Here is a 15,639-nt window from a genome sequence, read left to right on the forward strand (position 1 = left end):
GCGGTCCGGTCAGTCAGTGGTGGTGGGGCCCCTCGCGGTGCACCGGGCCGTGGGCGTCCGCGCAGTGCCCGTCCGGAGCCGTGCCATCGGGGTGCTCGCCCGCCCGGCCCACCGAGAGCAGACCGTCCTGCACGTGGTCCACCTGGAGGGTGGTGTGGGTGATCCCGTACTCCGTCCGCAGCAGCCGTTCCAGGTCACGGCGTACGGCGTGGCAGTCACCCGCCGGTTCCACCAGCACGTGCGCCGAGAGCGCGGCCTGCTCCGAGGTGATCGTCCAGATGTGCAGGTCGTGCACCTCGGTCACCGGCGGGTGCGACACCAGCCGGTCGCCGACCGCGTCCGGGTCCACATGGGCGGGCGCGGCCTCCAGGAAGATCCGGCCGGACTCGCGGACCAGCCCGTACCCCGCCTTCACCATCAGCACCACCACGATCAGCGTGGCGATCGCGTCCGCCTGGACGAAGCCCGTGGTGAGAACGATCAGACCGGCCACGGCCGTCCCGATGAAGGCGAACAGGTCGTTCAGGATGTGCTGGTAGGCACCCTCGACCGCGAGCGAGGACCGGTTCGCCTTGGAGATGCACCAGGCGCACACCACATTGACGACGATCCCGGCCAGTGCCGTGACCAGCACCAGGCCGCCCTGCACCTCGGGCGGGTCGACCAGCCGCCGGACCGCCTCGTACGCCAGCCAGAGCGCCAGCAGCAGCAGGGTCAGCCCGTTCGCCTGGGCGGAAAGGATCTCCGCGCGCTTGAGCCCGTACGTGAACCCGCCGCGCGCGGGCCGCGCCGCCAGCCGCATCGCTATCAGCGCCAGGACGATCGAGACGGCGTCCGTCAGCATGTGGGCGGCGTCGGAGATCAGGGCCAGCGAGCGGGCCACGAGACCGATGACGACCTCGACCGCCATGAACGCGCCGATCAGGCCGAGCGCGATCCCCAGCCAGCGGCGGTCGGCGTTCTCCGCGACCCCGTGCGCGTGCCCGCCGTGGCCACCGGCGCCGCCGTGCCCCCCGGGCCCGTCCGGTCCGTGATCGTGTGCGTGGTCGTGCGCACTCATCGCTGGTCCCCCGTCTGTTCGGTCTGCCGGTACATCCCGTCCGTCCCGTCTGCTCGCAACGTTCGGACCGTTCGGACCGTTCGGATCCGACGCGTGAAGTGAAGCGCACCCGGAGAGGATCGGCAAAGGCTGCAACGGGGACCGTTGTCATTACCCATAAGACCACTCTGACCTGCGGTGATGTTCCGCGCCCGCTGGACGGGCCCAGAAGGCCCCGCCGTGGGAAAATCGGCTCATGGCCCAGCACCCCGGTGCGCCCACCGCTCCCGAACTCGTCCTGGAAACGGACCGGGGCTCCACCGTGATGAGCCCGGCCCGTACCTACCACGTCGGCCGCGACCCCCTCTGCGAGATCTGCCTCGACGACGCCCGCGTCTCCTGGCACCACGCCGTCCTGCGCCCCGACGGCGACCACTGGACCGTCGAGGACGAGGACAGTACGAACGGCACCTGGGCCGACGGCCACCGCGTCCACGCCTGGGGCGTGGGCCCCGGCAGCGAACTGCGCTTCGGCAGCTCCGCCGACGGTCCGCGCGCCGTGTTCGCCGCCCCGGCCCCGCCCGCGCCGCCGCCCGCCCGGCCCCACCCGGCGCCGCGCCCCTCCGCCGTCACCAACCCCGCCCTCACCGGCACCTTCCGGCAGCCCACCTCCGTACGCCCGCTGCCGGACCGGGCCGCGGCGGGCCCGCGCACCGCCCTCACCATCGGCCGGGCCCCCGACAACGACCTCGTCCTCGACGACCTCGTGGTCTCCCGGCGCCACGCCGAACTGCGCGCGCTCCCCGGCGGCGGCTACGAGATCGCCGACCTCGGCAGCCACAACGGCACCTACCTCAACGGTTCCCCCGTGGACCGCGCCCGCCTCGGCGAGGGCGACATCGTGGGCATCGGGCACCGCGCCTTCTGCCTCGTCGGCGACCAGCTCCAGGAGTACGTGGACACCGGCGAGGTCTCCCTCGACGTCCAGGACCTCACCGTCGCCGTCGACCACGGCCGCAAGGTCCTCCTCGACCACGTCTCCTTCCCCGTGGGAGCCAAGTGCCTGCTGGCCGTCGTCGGCCCCAGCGGCGCGGGCAAGTCCACCCTGCTCGGCGCCCTCACCGGCCTGCGACCCGCCGACCAGGGCACCGTCCTCTACGACGGCCGCGACCTCTACCGGGACTACGCCGAACTGCGCAGCCGCATCGGACTGGTCCCGCAGGACGACATCCTGCACGCGCAGCTCACCGTCCGCCGCGCCCTCGGTTACGCCGCCGAACTCCGCTTCCCCCAGGACACCGCCACGGCCGAACGCGAGGCCCGGGTCGCCGAGGTCATCCGCGAACTCGGCCTGGGCCAGCGGGCGGACCAGCCGATCCACAGCCTCTCCGGCGGCCAGCGCAAACGCGTCTCGGTCGCCCTCGAACTGCTCACCAAACCCTCCCTGCTCTTCCTCGACGAACCCACCTCCGGTCTCGACCCGGGCATGGACCGGTCCGTGATGCACATGCTGCGCGGCCTCGCCGACGACGGCCGCACGGTCATCGTCGTCACCCACAGCGTGCTCAGCCTGGACGTCTGCGACCGGCTCCTCGTCCTCGCCCCGGGTGGCCGGATCGCGTACTACGGCCCGCCCGACGAGACCCTCGGATACTTCGGCCACACCGGGTGGCCCGAGGCCTTCGAGGCCTTCGGGAACGAAGAGGACCGCGACTGGGCGGGGGAGTACCGCGCCTCGCCGTACCAGCGCCGCTACGCCACCAGCGCCGCGGCGCCCGTACGGGCCCGCGCCGACGGCGCCCCCTCGGCCTCCGCCGCGGGCCTGCGGCTGCCGCCGCCCAAACCCCAGAGCTGGGGCGCGCAGCTCTCCACCCTGGTCCGGCGCTACGCCGCCGCCCTGGGCGCCGACCGCACGTTCCTGGCCATCATGGTCGCCCTCCCCTTCGTCATGGGCGCCATGGCCCGGGCGCTGGCGGGCAGCGAGCTCACCCCCGAGACCGCGATCAACGCCCTGCTGATCCTGTGCGTCGGCGGAGTGCTCACCGGCGCCGCCAACGCCGTACGCGAACTCGTCAAGGAACGCGTGATCTACCAGCGCGAACGCGCCGTGGGCCTGTCCCGGTCCGCCTACCTGATGTCCAAGGTCGTGGTGCTGGGCGCCATCACCGTCGCCCAGGCCGTCGTCCTCACCCTCGTCGGCCTCTTCGGGGTGAAACACAACGCCCCCGGCGGCAGAGGCGTGTTCCTGCCGCCGCTCATTGAAATCACCCTGGCGGTAGCCCTGTTGTCCTTCACCGCGATGATGCTCGGCCTGCTGGTCTCCGCCCTGGTGAAGAAGGAGGAGGTCACCATGCCCTTGCTGGTCCTCCTCGCCATCGTCCAAGTGGTTTTCTGCGGAGCGCTGTTGCAGCTCCACGGGGTACCGGTGATCGAGCAGCTCGCCTGGTTCGTGCCCTCCCGGTGGGCGCTCGGCGCCATGGCGGGCACCATCGACCTCGGCGCGCTCGTCCCCGGGAAACTCACCGACGACCCGCTCTTCGCCCACTCCGCCGGGACCTGGGTGCTCAACCTCGGGATGCTGGCCGCCCTGTCCGTGCTGTTCGGGGTGCTCGTCGCCCGGCTGCTGCGCCGCCACGAGCCCGCGATCATGCGGAAGTAACGGGAGCGGCCGCCATGACACCACTGCCGACGCCGCCGACGGACGAGCCGCGCGAAGAGACGGATTTCCGGCCCACCCATGTCGTCCCGCAGGAGGGGCTGCCCGCCTGGGAGGCCCCGGACGTCTCCCGGCCCACCGTCGCGCTGGACCCCTTCCTCCCCGTACAGCTGCTGTCCCGGCGCGGGGAGTGGGGGGAGATCCTGTGCGCCAACGGCTGGTCCGCCTGGGTGGACGGGCGGCTGCTGGTGGCGGTCCCGCAGCCGCCTCCCACGACCGGGCGGCCGCTGGCCCGTACGGAGGACCCGCGCCCGCTGCTGTCCCGCGCGGGCGAAGCCCTCGAACGCTACCGGCGGGCCGCCGAGGACCTGGCCGCCGGGCGCGCCGACACCGAGGCGTTCCGGCGCGGGACCCGGGGGCTGCGCGCCGGGGTGGTCGTGGACGGGGAATCCGTCTGGCTCTTCGACGCGGACGCCGGGCGCTGGATGTACGGCGACGGCACCCGGCTCACCACCTACGCGGTCGCGGCGGCCCCGGGCGCCCGCCCCGCCCGGGCGCGGGCCGCCGTGCCGGAGGGCGCCGATGCGGTGGCCGCCGACCGGGAGGGCGCCGATGCGCCGGCGCCCGTACCGCACGCTCCGACGCTCGCCCCGGGCGCGGTGACACCCGAACCCGATCCCCCCGGACCGGCGGCGCCCGTACCCCACGCCCCGACCAGGCTCGTCACCCCGCCGGACGCGGAGGCCCGGTGACGGCCGGTCCGGAGCGCGAGCCCGTGGGCGGGCGCCCCTCCGACCTGCGGGGGCGCCGCATCGCGGGCTACCAGGTGGAGAGCGAGATCGGCCGCGGCGGCATGGCGGTCGTCTACCGAGCCCTCGACCTGCGGCTCGACCGTACGGTCGCCCTGAAACTGCTGGCCCCCGAACTCGCCCGCAACGACACCTTCCGCCGTCGCTTCGCCCACGAATCGAAGGTCGCGGCCGCCATCGACCACCCGCACATCGTCCCGGTCTTCGAAGCCGGCGAGACGGACGGGCTGCTGTACATCGCCATGCGCTACGTCGCCGGACAGGACCTTCGGGCCCTGCTGGACCGCACCGGTCCGCTCCCGGTGGAGACCACGGCGCGCATCGCGGGCCAGGTCGCCTCGGCGCTGGACGCGGCCCACGACCACGACCTCGTCCACCGGGACGTCAAACCGGGCAACATCCTCGTCGCCGAGGGCACCGACAGCGACCACCCCGAGCACGTGTACCTGACCGACTTCGGCCTGACCAAGAAGTCCCTGTCCCTGACCGGGTTCACCAGCGTCGGCCAGTTCGTCGGCACCCTGGACTACGTCGCTCCCGAGCAGATCTCCGGCAAACCGGTCGACGGCCGCTGCGACGTCTACAGCCTGGGCTGCGTCGTGTACGAAATGCTCGCGGGCTCCCCGCCGTTCCGGCGCGACGACGACATGGCCCTGCTCTGGGCCCACCAGTACGATCCCCCGCCCCCTCCCTCCGCCCAGCGCCCCGAACTCCCGCCCGCCGTGGACGACGTACTCGCGCGGGCGCTGGCGAAGTCGCCCGAGGACCGCTGGCCGACCTGCCTGGCCTTCACCTCGGCGCTGCGCCGTGCGGGCATCGACCCGGCCCCCCGCCGCGCACCCGTCCTGCCCCGTTCCCCGGACGCCCCGGCCCCGCCCCCGCCCTCCTGGGCCCTCCCGGTCTTCCGGCGGCGGCCCGTCTGATCTGATCGGCCCGTCTGATCGGCGCGTCCGGTCAGCGCGGTGGCGCGGGCGATTCGACCCGCCCCCGGCGGTGGACCGGTGCGGCCAGGAGGGCGCCGAGGAACCCGGTGACCGCGCCCCACAGGAGGGCCGGCGCTACCGTGCGCAACAGGCGGGGGAGCAGTTCGACCGTGCCGCCGAGGCCGTCCACATCGCCGATCCCGAGCAGGGAGAGGCCGAACCGCGCCTCCACACCGCCCAGCAGGCAGACCGTCAGGGTGGCCAGGGCCAGCGCCACGCCCAGGTGCAGGGCGTGCTGCCAGGGGCGGACGTGCGCGGGAGAGCGCACGGCCGTCACGAAGCCCGCACCGAGGAGCAGGACCGCCGCCACCGCCACCAGCCACCACGCCCGCGCGTCCTGCCCGGCCAGCGTGCGGACGTCCACGGTCGACAGGTCGGGGGTCCGCAGCACCTGGTCCAGCACCTGCGGCATCGGCAGCCCGAAGGGCCCCTCGACCCGCCCCTGCCAGGATCCGCCGAGGCCCAGGGAGAGCGCGAGCCAGGCGAGGTTGGGCAGCCCGAGCAGGACCACGGCCAGGGTCTGCCGCGCATGCCCCTGGGTCGCCGCGACCACCACCCCGGCGAGGGCGGCGAGCACGACGTACGAGAGGAGCAGCGCGACGACGGCGAACGCGGCCGGACGCACCGCCGCGTGGAACCGGACCAGCCGGGCGGGCAGTGGCGTACGCCGGGACACCAGCAGGGCGATCACCAACAGGCCGAGGATCCACAGGAGTCCGAGCCCGAGCGTGGCGGGCAGATCCGCCCGGAAACCCACCGTCGGTGCGGAGTCGAGGAGTTCGCCGATCTCGCCGACGGGCGAACTGGAATCACCGGTGGAGATGCCGAAGGTGTGACCGGCGAGCAGTGCGAAGCCGGTCAGCGCGACCAGCCACACCACCACCAACGGTCCGGCGCGGGCGAGGAGTTCACGAGGCGTCGCCACCGCGTGATGGCGCAGTGGCCGCACGAAGCAGAAGGCCGTGGCCAGCGCCCCGGCCAGGCTGACCGACAGGGGCATCACGGAGAGTCCGGCGTGCGCCCCCGCGAGGAACCCGGCCCCGCCGGTCACGCTCACCGAACCGCCCGAGGCCATGACCACGACGGCGGCCACCACGTGCGGGAACGCCCCGCCTGGCAACCCGTCGGCGCCCGCGCAGGCCAGGCCCGCCGCCGCGACCGCGGTCATCGCGACGAATCCGGCGACGACGGCCACCAGCGCGTCCCGCCACACCCGCTCCGAGCCCCGAGATGTACGGCTCACACCGCAACCGTAGGCACCCTCGGCTTGCGGCCACCACCTGAACGGCGCACACAATGGTGCGCAGGAGTGCAAGAAATCCGGAGATTTCCGGGGAAATGCCTAGATCTCTCACTCGGGGACCGGAACTCCTCCGCCTGGGAAGAAGAGCCCGTGACCACGCAACCTTCCGGCCAGTCGCCGTCCGAGCGCCCCTCCGGCCCCCCTTCGGGTCCTTCGTCGGGGGCGCCCTCCGGTCCGCCGTCCGGCCCGCTCTCGGGCGGGCGGCAGGAACCGCCGCCCCCGCCCCCGCCCGGCGCGCCGCCTCCCGGCCCGCCCGGGGCCTCCGGGCCGCCGCCCCGGAGCGCCTGGTGGCGGTCCGTACCCCGGCTCGCCACCGCGCTCGTGGCGCTGGCCGCCGTCGTCGCGCTGGCGGTCGTCCTCACCCGGCCCTCCGGCTCCTCCGGGGGCGGCGGTGAGGTCTTCCTGCAGACCACCTCGGCGACGGGACCCGACCCGTTCACTGAGTCCACGGCGGCGAAGCCCGCGGCCGAGGAGGTCCAGCCCGCGCCGACGGAAACGCGGACGGTCGCCCCGACGGGTCCGACGGGGCCGACCGGCCCCACGGGTCCGACCGGTCCCACGACGGGTACGGGGACGACGGGCGCCACCCGCAGCGTCAGCGGATCCGCTCCCGGTCTGTACGGCGGGACCAAGGACATCGCGAGCTGTGACGTGGAGAAGCAGGTCAGGGCGCTGTCGGCCGAACCGGCCAAGAACGGCGCCTTCGCCTCGGCCGCGGGCATCCGGCCCGCGGCCGTCCCCGGCTACCTGCGGTCGCTCACCCCGGTGCAGCTGCGCATGGACACCCGGGTCACCAACCATGGGTACCGGGACGGGCGCGCGACCAGTTACCAGGCGGTGCTCCAGGCCGGGACGGCCGTGCTCGTGGACGACCGCGGTGTGCCGAGGGTGCGGTGCGCCTGCGGGAATCCACTGGGGGCGCCGGTGGCGCTGCAGGCCGACCCGAAGCGGTACGGGCAGCCGTGGTCCTCGTACCGCCCGGCGAACGTCGTGGTGATCGCGCCGTCGGTGACGATCATCAACACGTTCGTGATCTACGACCACCACGACCGGCACTGGTACGAGCGGGACCGGGGTGACCGGCCGAGGCACGACAAGCCGGTGCCGCCGCCGGTGGTCCCGACGCTGCCGATCTCACCGTCCCCGCTGGTGTCCCCGCCCGTGTCCCCGCCCGTGTCGCCGTCCGTGTCCCCGTCCGTCTCCCCGCACGTCGCGCCCTCGGGCTCGGACTCGGCCTCGCCCTCCCTCTCCCCCTCCGATTCCACGTCCGCTTCCCCGTCCGACGCGGGGTCCGCTTCCACCTCGTCGTCGCCTGCCGACTCGCTGAGCCCGTCCGCGTCCGTGTCGTCCGCGTCCGCGCCCGCGTCCCCCGACGGCTCACCGTCGGCCGCGCTGGTTCCGGCCGCGACCCCGTGTCCTTCGCGCTCCGGCGCGGTGATCGTCACCCCCACGCCGACTCCGGGGCAGCCGGGTGGGCCCTGCCCGCCGGTGGCGCCCGGGGGGCCGTCGTCGGAGCCCCCGGTGACACTGTCCTCGGTGGCGTCACCGGGGGCGTCCTCGGTGGCGCCGCCTCCGCCTCCGCCGCCGGTGACCTCGTCGGCGGCCGAGCGGCCCCTGGTGACGTCCGCGCCGCCTTCGCCCCCGCCGCCTTCGCCGTCCCTGTCGTTGTCGCCGCAGGCGCCCTCCGCGCCGCTCGGCGCTCCGCGACCCCCGGCTCCGACTGACGGCGGCGGGACCGGAGGCTGAAGCCGGGACCGATGACCCGCGGCCACCGCCCCGGCGAGGCTGTGGGTCATGACCACTTCACCGACCGAGGCGGTACGCGCCACCGCCCGCCCGGTACCGCGCTGGGCCGAGCGCGTCGCCCGGGCCATTCCCCTGCTGATGCTGCCGGTGTGCCTGTGGCGGCTGCCCTTCGCCTTCGGCTTCTCCATGGGGCTCGACATGACGGGGTCCGTGCAACCGCCCCTGTGGATCAGCGTTCCGTACGTCTTCGGCCTGAGCTGCCTGTCCGAACTGGCCGCGTTCCTGTGCTTCGGCCTGGTCCGCGGCTGGGGTGAGGTCCTGCCCGCCGCGGTCCCGTTGCTGGGCGGCAGGCCCCTGCGCCCCGCGGTTGTGCTGGTGCCCGCCTCCGTCGTGGCGCTGGGCGCGAACCTCCTGCTGGTGGACTGGGTACTGACCACCTTCCGCATCGCCGGCTACTCCGGCCCCACCATGGCGAACGGCTGGTGGGCACTGCTCGCTTCGGTGGTCAGCGGACTGTTCGCCCTCTGGGGCCCCTTGCTGACCGTCCTGATCGGCGCGTACTACGTCCGCCGCTGCCGCGCGGCGCTAGGGCGCGTATCGGGTCGTGATCAATGAGTGGTCCGGGTGAGGTCTTTGAGCCAGATCATCGAGGCGCGCAGGTGGAGGCTGCTGTCCCTCCACTGCCGGAAACGGTTGTGGACAGTCGACCAGGCGCCGAACTCCTGCGGCATCTCCCGCCACTGCCCACCCGTCCGGAACCGCCAGATCACGCCCTCGAACTGCTGCCGCAGCCGCTCGGGGTACGGCCCGTACTCGCCGATCGGCAGGTACGGGGCGATGAACTCCCACTCCACATCAGTCAGTTGCATCCGCGTCACACAAAACGATCTACCAGAGCAGGCCCAGCCGCGAGGGCCAATCCCGCAGATTGATCACAACCAAATACGCGCCCTAGTGCCGTGACCGGAAAGGTGCACCCGGTCGCGGCGCCCGGCACGGCACCTCGCGGCCACAGCCCCAGACCGTCGTCCCTTTCGGTGAGGGGGTGTCATGCGTGAGGGGGACAGGGACTACGGGCGGATGCGCGGGTACGCGGCGGATGACCCCGCGGGGGTGAGTTCCGGGTGGTCCGGTACCAGCCAGATGGCCGGAAATCGCGTGGTACGCGTGGGGGACGAAGGACGGCTCTTCCGGGGGATTCGCCCGGGCACACCCACCCAGCAAGGTGGGGGCGTCAGCGATTTCACCGGACGAAGGACGGTCCCCCGCGCATGAAACGCCTCGCACCGATGCTCGCCACCGTCGGGCTCATCGCCGCCGCCCTGCCCGCGCTCGCGGCGCCCCAGGCAGCCGCCGCCCGAACCCCTGACTACCTGAGCCAGAAACCCGCCTGGCACCGTTGCGACCCCGGCAAGCCGGAGGCGTACGAGTGCGCGACCCTCAAGGTGCCGCTCGACTACCAGCGCCCCGAGGGGCGCACCCTCGACCTCGCCATATCCCGGATGAAGAGCGAGAACCCCGCCAAGCGGCACGGGGTCCTGCTCCTCAACCCGGGCGGCCCCGGCACCTCCGGGCTCTACCGGCCGATGCGGATGAACACGGAGATGCCCAAAGACGTACGGGACCGCTACGACCTCATCGGTTTCGATCCGCGCGGGGTCGGTCAGAGCAGCCCCATCGGCTGCGGTGACCTGAGCGAGGCCGAGAAGGGCGTCGGAGGTGCCTACCGGCCCGAGACCTTCGCCTCTGACGTGGCCTGGGCCCGCGGCATCGCCGACAAGTGCCGTGAGAAGTCCGGTGATGTGATCCCGTACATCACTACGCGCAACAGTGCCCGCGACATGGACGTGATCCGCGCGGCCCTGGGCGAGCGGACGGTTTCGTACCTCGGGTATTCGTACGGGACCTATCTGGGAGCGGTGTACTCCCAGATGTTCCCGCAGCGCACCGACCGCTTCGTCCTGGACAGCGGGATCGACCCGGAGCGCGTCTGGCGGGGCATGATCCAGGTGTGGGGCACCGGCGCCGAACCCGCCTTCGAGCGGTGGACGCGGTGGGCGGCCGAGCGCTCGGAGACCTACGGGCTCGGGGCCACGCCCAAGGCGGTGTCCGACACCTTCTGGGCGCTGGTGGCGCGGGCCGACCGGGACCCGTTCCTCCACCAGGGCCAGAAGGTCACGGGTGACGACCTGAGGGCCGATCCCTCGCTCTTCTTCACGCCCCACGGGGCCTCGGCGGTCATCAAGTCCCTGAAGGCCTCGGCCGATGCGTCGCCGCCCGGGCAGCCGGGAGCCCCCGCGTCCGGAACTCCCGCGCCGGGAGCCCCCGCGCCCGGTGCGCCCGCCCCAGGAGCGCCCGCGCCGGGAGCCGATGGGGCGGCCTCGGACGGCCCCGTCACCGTCCCCGCGAACAACGCCGCCGCCGTGTACTGGTCCGTGGTGTGCGGGGACACGGACAGCTGGCCGCGCGATCCGGAGCAGTACGCGCGGGACGCGGCCCGGGACAAGGTGGCGCACCCGCTGTACGGGGACTTCGCGTCGAACATCAAGCCGTGCGCCTTCTGGCAGCGGCCGCTCGAACCCACCACGCCCATCAAGACCCGGGCCGACGTGCTGACCGTGCAGAACGAGTGGGATCCGCTGACCCCCCTCTCCAGCGGCCAGGGCCTGCACCGGGCCCTCAAGGGCTCGCGGATGGTGCTGGCGCGCGGGGGTGAGGGGCACGGCGTGTACCTCTCCGAGCCCGCGTCCTGCGCCGACACGACCGTCAACGCGTACCTCTCCACGGGTCGGCTGCCCGCCGCGGACGTGACCTGCGACAACCCTCCGAAGGGTGGTGATGAGTAGTTCCTCCGGTGAACCCCGCCGACCACGATGGTGCGTTCGGGCAAGCCGCCCCTCCCGTCGGAACACCGGCCTCCGTCAGAACCCAAGGCGTGATCCCCCCGTCGTCGCCGGCGTGGACGCCAGTCGTCAACTGGCGGCCGAAGGAGGCCCGGAAGGTCCGCGGCGGGGACTGGCGGCGCAGCTGCCGCGGCGACTTCGGCGGCCGTATCGAAGCGGTCGACGGGAGTCGCTGACCGCACGGGCCGCGGCGCGGGCCGATAGGTGAGACGCTTGACGCATGGCCGAAAGGGGCGGTTTCCCCGCGGTCGACTGGCCCGCCCGCCCGGACCTGAGCCTCGCGCTCAACCGGATGGGCACCTTCGACTGGGACCTCGACAGCGGGCAGATGCATCTGGATCCGACCGCTCTCGAGGTCTTCGACATGCGTCCCGAGGAGTTCAGCGGCGCCCCCGGCGGCCTCCGGGCACGGATCCCGCCCCGCGAGGAGGCCCGGCTCGACACCCGGGTCGCCCAGGCCCTCAAGGACGGCCGCAGCCACTACGGCGCCTACGTCCGGATCCGCCGCCGGGACGGCACGACCAGCTGGACCCACATCCAGGGCCACATCCTGCGGGACCCCGCCGGCCGCCCGTACCGCGTCATCGGGATCGTCCGCGACGCGGACCTCGACCCCGGTGAGTCGGGGGCGCGCAACGAGCGGGACGAGGGACGGCGCCGGCTGACCGGTGTGGTGGAGCGGACCACCGCCATCCTGGCCCACGCCCGGACCGTCAACGACGTCACCGACATCCTCAAGGACCCCGCCGCGCTCGGTCATCTCGGCGCGGTCAGCATCATGCTCGGAGTGATCGACGGGGGCCGCGTCCACCTGGTGGCGGAGGGCGAGCTGGGCTCGTACGTCCCCGAGATCGAGTACACCCGGATCGACGCGGACCTCCCGATGAGCGAGGCCGTACGCGGGCTGCAACCGGTCTACGTCTCCTCCCGCGAGGAGTTCGAGCGCCGCTACCCGATGCTGTGGCCCTACATCGAGCCGCTGTCGGTGCGCAGCGGGGTCTACCTCCCGCTGATCGCGCAGGGCCGCCCGATCGGCGCGCTCGGGCTCCTGTACACGCGGGAGGGCGACTTCACCGCCGAGGAGAGCAATCTGCTGGTCGCCCTCGGCAGCGGCATCGCGCAGAGCCTGATGCGGGCCATGCTCTTCGAGCAGGAGCACGAGATCGCGGAGGGGCTCCAGCGCGCCATGCTGCCGCGCAGCATCCCCGAGGTGCCGGGCGCGCTGATCGCCGTACGCTACCGGGCCGCCCGGATGGGCCGGGACATCGGCGGCGACTGGTACGACGTGATCCCGCTAGGCGAGGGCCGGGTCGGCGTGATGATCGGCGACGTGGAGGGGCACGACACGGACGCGGCGGCCGTGATGGGGCAACTGCGGATCGTCCTGCGCGCGTACATCGCCGAAGGGCACACCCCGGGTACGGCGATGGCGCGGGCCTCGGCGTTCTTGCGCGAGTTGGAAACGGAACGCTTCGCTACCTGCACCTACGCGGAGATCGACCTGAACAGCGGGATCGCGCAACTGGTCCGGGCCGGGCACCTGGACCCGGTCGTGCGGCGCGGCGACGGCACCTGCCACCGGGTGGCCGCGGCCGGTGGGCTGCCGCTCGGCCTGCCGTCGGGCGACAAGCCCTGGGCGGGCTCCGGCTATCCGGTCACCACCCTCGAACTGCACCCGGGCGACACCCTGCTGCTCTGCACGGACGGGCTGATCGAGCGGCCCGGAGCCGACAGCGACAGTGGCATGCGCGAATTCCTGGCGGCGGTACGGGACGGGCCGGTCGAGGTGGAGGAGCTGGCCGACTCGCTGTGCGAGCTGGTCGGCGACTCCGGTACGGGCGACGACATGGCCCTGCTCGTGCTGCGCCGCCGAGGCGCCCCCGCACCGCGCGGCGGCGGCCCGCTGCGCCAGCGGCTGACCCCCGGGGACCCCGACGGCCCCGGGATGGCCCGGCACCTGATCCGGGCGGCCGTGGCGGCGTGGGGCGCCCGGGACCTTGCGGACGAGATCGAGCTGGCCGCCGACGAATTGATGACCAATGTCCTCGTGCACACCGAGGGGGGCGGCCAGGTGATCCTCCGGCTCACCGTCGAAGGGCGGATCCGGATCGAGGTCGAGGACTCCTCCAGCGCCCTGCCGCGGCGCCGCGAGGCGGGCGACTGGGCGGTGTCGGGGCGGGGCCTGATGCTGGTGGAGCGACTGGCGGACGAGTGGGGCGTCGAGCCCAAGGGCGCGGGGAAGTGCGTCTGGTGCGAGTTCTCCTTCCCCGCCGCCCCCGAACCGGCCCCGGCCCCGGTCGGTGCCCCGGCCTCCTGAAACGCCCTCCGGACCCCGGGCGGCCTTCGCGCGCCGCATCGATGTCAGCGTGCGCACGAAACGCCCGGCGGGTCCCCCGCTGAACCCACCGGGCGCGAACCCTCCCGCGTTGACCCGGACCCGGTGGAACCAGAACAGGAAGACGACGATGGCCGGCAGCCGCGTCAGCAGCCGCAGGTTCGTCGCGAAGCCGGCGAGCGCAGCCCCGGCGCGTCGCCTCCCGAGGGGTGCGCCGGCAGTTCGGAGACCGGCTGCGGCTGCGCGTCGGCCTCAGACGGCCGCATGGGGGCCTTCCGTGGCCTTCAGGACCTGCATGGCCGTCAGTTTGCGCACGAAGACGATGGCCAGCACGGCGGAGACGGCCGACAGCAGGTTGCCGCCCGGCTCGGTCAGGCGGGTCAGGAAGTTCGCGCCGATGAACGTCGCCCACCAGAGCAAGACCGGCGCGGGGGAGACCGAGCGGGCGGAGCCGTCGGGCCCGTACTGGGTGCTGGCCTCCCAGATCTCCTTGGCGATGCGCAAGGGCAGGAAGAAGTTCAGGACCGGCACGAACCAGCAGCCGATGGCCCAGCCGGGGCGCTTGGCGAAGAGGTCGGGCCGGAAGGCCTCGCCGTTGACGCGCGCGCGGTGGAACCAGACGATGAAGACGGAACCGGTGCCGAGCAGGCACACGAGCTGACCGATCCCGGCGGACAGGGCCAGCAGCGAGTATCCCGTGAGCGGCCCGTCGTCGGAGGAGGGGACGAGGGACTCCCCGGCACCCGGTGCGAAGCCGAGCAGGGCGGCGAAGAGGTCGACCGCGCCCGCCACGGCGAGCAGGATCGTGAGCGCGGTCGCCAGGCCGCTCGGTGACCGCAGGACTGGATAGGCCCGCGGTGGCGCACTGGTGGCGTCAGAAGACATGGTGAAGAACCCCCCACGGGTACATGTGGCGCGTGTGAAGAAACCCGCCGAGAGCGGGGCCCGCGTGAACATACGTCAGATGATCATCCGCTGTCCAAGTGTTTCGCCGGGGCGCCGGAACGCCGCGTGCGAATGGCTGAACCCGCAGGCGTAATGACGGTTTTACGTATATATCCACTGCGGGCGTCGCCCATCCTGCCCAGGTGCCCCTTCCGCGCTCCCTGCTCCCGCTGTTCCTCGCCACCGCCGTACTCGTGGCCCCCGGCCCCACCGCCGCGACGGCCACGGCCGCAGCCGCGGACACCGGTACCGAGACGGCACGGACCACCCGGCAGATCGCCCCCGGTGTCCGCTTGCGCTCCTTCGACCGGCTCGAACACGACCGCTGGCTGCGCGTCGACGAACTCGACGTGGACCTCGACACCCCCGGGGTGCGGGCCGAGTACCTCGGCGGCCCCCTGCCCGCGACCGTCGCCGACTCCGCCGCCCGCCACCCGGCGGGACCCGGACGGCGCGCGGCCGCCGCTGTGAACGGGGACTTCTTCGACATCCGGGGTACGGGCGCCCCCCTCGGCCCCGGCATCCGCGACGGGCGACTGCTGCACGCCCCCGCCCCCGGCGCCGGGCCCGCGGCGGGCTTCGGCCCGGACGGCGCGGGGGAGGTCCTGTTCCTCGGGCTGGCCGGCACCGTCACCCTGCCCGGCGACGCCGGCGCGCACCCGCTGGCCGGGTACAACACCGCGAAGCCGCCCGCCGAGGGCTACCTCGCCTACACCGCCGACTGGACCTGGGGCCCGCTCCCGGCCGCCGGGCCCGGCCCGGCCGCGGCGGCCGACGTACGGGACGGGCAGGTCGCGGCGGTACGTCCGCCCGCGCCCTGGACCCCGCCCGGACCCGGCACCACCGTGCTGGTCGGCCGGGGCGCGGCGGCGGCCCGGGTCGCGGCCCTGCGCCCGGGGGATCCCGTGACCCTCGCGCCG

The 15,639-nt window shown here is 73.6% G+C and carries 9 protein-coding genes and 3 pseudogenes; 8 read left to right on the forward strand and 4 right to left on the reverse strand.

Annotated elements, in window-relative coordinates; translation table 11 throughout:
* Positions 1 to 13: 13 nt before the first annotated feature.
* Entirely contained in the window at positions 14 to 1,060 is a 1,047-nt protein-coding gene (locus QMF80_RS10360) for a cation diffusion facilitator family transporter (RefSeq protein ID WP_283451841.1), read from the reverse strand.
* Positions 1,061 to 1,295: 235 nt separating this feature from the next.
* Here QMF80_RS10360 and QMF80_RS10365 point away from each other — a divergent pair, with 235 nt between their 5' ends.
* The 3 genes from QMF80_RS10365 to QMF80_RS10375 are packed head-to-tail and all read left to right on the forward strand — an operon-like array spanning position 1,296 to position 5,427.
* Positions 1,296 to 3,698: an ABC transporter ATP-binding protein/permease gene (locus tag QMF80_RS10365; RefSeq protein ID WP_283451843.1), complete on the forward strand. Its 2,403-nt coding sequence runs from the start codon at positions 1,296 to 1,298 to the stop codon at positions 3,696 to 3,698.
* Between the two features lie 14 nt (positions 3,699 to 3,712).
* Positions 3,713 to 4,447 (forward strand): SH3 domain-containing protein, encoded by a 735-nt coding sequence (locus QMF80_RS10370; protein ID WP_283451845.1) that lies wholly within the window; start codon positions 3,713 to 3,715, stop codon positions 4,445 to 4,447.
* Positions 4,444 to 5,427, forward strand: coding sequence for a serine/threonine-protein kinase (locus tag QMF80_RS10375; RefSeq protein WP_283451846.1), 984 nt, complete (start codon positions 4,444 to 4,446; stop codon positions 5,425 to 5,427). Before QMF80_RS10370 ends, QMF80_RS10375 begins: the two co-directional genes overlap by 4 nt.
* A 31-nt stretch (positions 5,428 to 5,458) precedes the next feature.
* Here QMF80_RS10375 and QMF80_RS10380 read toward each other — a convergent pair whose 3' ends face one another.
* Positions 5,459 to 6,730, reverse strand: a complete 1,272-nt coding sequence (locus QMF80_RS10380) for a streptophobe family protein (protein ID WP_283451848.1) — start codon at positions 6,728 to 6,730, stop codon at positions 5,459 to 5,461.
* Between the two features lie 150 nt (positions 6,731 to 6,880).
* Between QMF80_RS10380 and QMF80_RS10385 the strand changes: the two are divergent.
* Both QMF80_RS10385 and QMF80_RS10390 read left to right on the forward strand, forming a co-directional pair.
* A pseudogene (locus QMF80_RS10385) lies at positions 6,881 to 8,188 on the forward strand (DUF6777 domain-containing protein); the annotation flags it as partial.
* A gap of 396 nt (positions 8,189 to 8,584) precedes the next feature.
* Complete coding sequence (locus QMF80_RS10390) at positions 8,585 to 9,151, forward strand: hypothetical protein (RefSeq protein WP_283451850.1); 567 nt, start codon at positions 8,585 to 8,587, stop codon at positions 9,149 to 9,151.
* 47 nt (positions 9,152 to 9,198) lie between these two features.
* Here the strand turns inward: QMF80_RS10390 and QMF80_RS10395 are convergent.
* A pseudogene (locus QMF80_RS10395) lies at positions 9,199 to 9,414 on the reverse strand (transposase); the annotation flags it as partial.
* Positions 9,415 to 9,807: 393 nt separating this feature from the next.
* Between QMF80_RS10395 and QMF80_RS10400 the strand changes: the two are divergent.
* Positions 9,808 to 11,382, forward strand: a complete 1,575-nt coding sequence (locus QMF80_RS10400) for an alpha/beta hydrolase (protein ID WP_283451852.1) — start codon at positions 9,808 to 9,810, stop codon at positions 11,380 to 11,382.
* A gap of 277 nt (positions 11,383 to 11,659) precedes the next feature.
* On the forward strand, positions 11,660 to 13,756 hold the full coding sequence (locus QMF80_RS10405) for a SpoIIE family protein phosphatase (RefSeq protein ID WP_283451853.1): 2,097 nt from the start codon (positions 11,660 to 11,662) through the stop codon (positions 13,754 to 13,756).
* Positions 13,757 to 14,026: 270 nt separating this feature from the next.
* Here QMF80_RS10405 and QMF80_RS10410 read toward each other — a convergent pair whose 3' ends face one another.
* On the reverse strand, positions 14,027 to 14,659 hold the full coding sequence (locus QMF80_RS10410) for a DUF4328 domain-containing protein (protein WP_283451855.1): 633 nt from the start codon (positions 14,657 to 14,659) through the stop codon (positions 14,027 to 14,029).
* A 203-nt stretch (positions 14,660 to 14,862) separates the two neighbouring features.
* On the opposite strand from QMF80_RS10410, the pseudogene QMF80_RS10415 reads away from it, so the two are divergent.
* Positions 14,863 to 15,639: pseudogene (locus tag QMF80_RS10415) on the forward strand (phosphodiester glycosidase family protein); the annotation flags it as partial.

Origin of the sequence: Streptomyces sp. G-G2 (assembly GCF_030063135.1) — a bacterium.
Lineage (GTDB): Bacteria > Actinomycetota > Actinomycetes > Streptomycetales > Streptomycetaceae > Streptomyces.

Bases quoted from the DNA above. Each gene is read 5' to 3' on its own strand.
- QMF80_RS10360 (WP_283451841.1), bottom strand. From the start codon at position 1,060: ATGAGTGCGCACGACCACGCACACGATCACGGACCGGACGGGCCCGGG.
- QMF80_RS10365 (WP_283451843.1), top strand. From the start codon at position 1,296: ATGGCCCAGCACCCCGGTGCGCCCACCGCTCCCGAACTCGTCCTGGAA.
- QMF80_RS10370 (WP_283451845.1), top strand. From the start codon at position 3,713: ATGACACCACTGCCGACGCCGCCGACGGACGAGCCGCGCGAAGAGACG.
- QMF80_RS10390 (WP_283451850.1), top strand. From the start codon at position 8,585: ATGACCACTTCACCGACCGAGGCGGTACGCGCCACCGCCCGCCCGGTA.
- QMF80_RS10400 (WP_283451852.1), top strand. From the start codon at position 9,808: ATGAAACGCCTCGCACCGATGCTCGCCACCGTCGGGCTCATCGCCGCC.
- QMF80_RS10405 (WP_283451853.1), top strand. From the start codon at position 11,660: ATGGCCGAAAGGGGCGGTTTCCCCGCGGTCGACTGGCCCGCCCGCCCG.
- QMF80_RS10410 (WP_283451855.1), bottom strand. From the start codon at position 14,659: ATGTCTTCTGACGCCACCAGTGCGCCACCGCGGGCCTATCCAGTCCTG.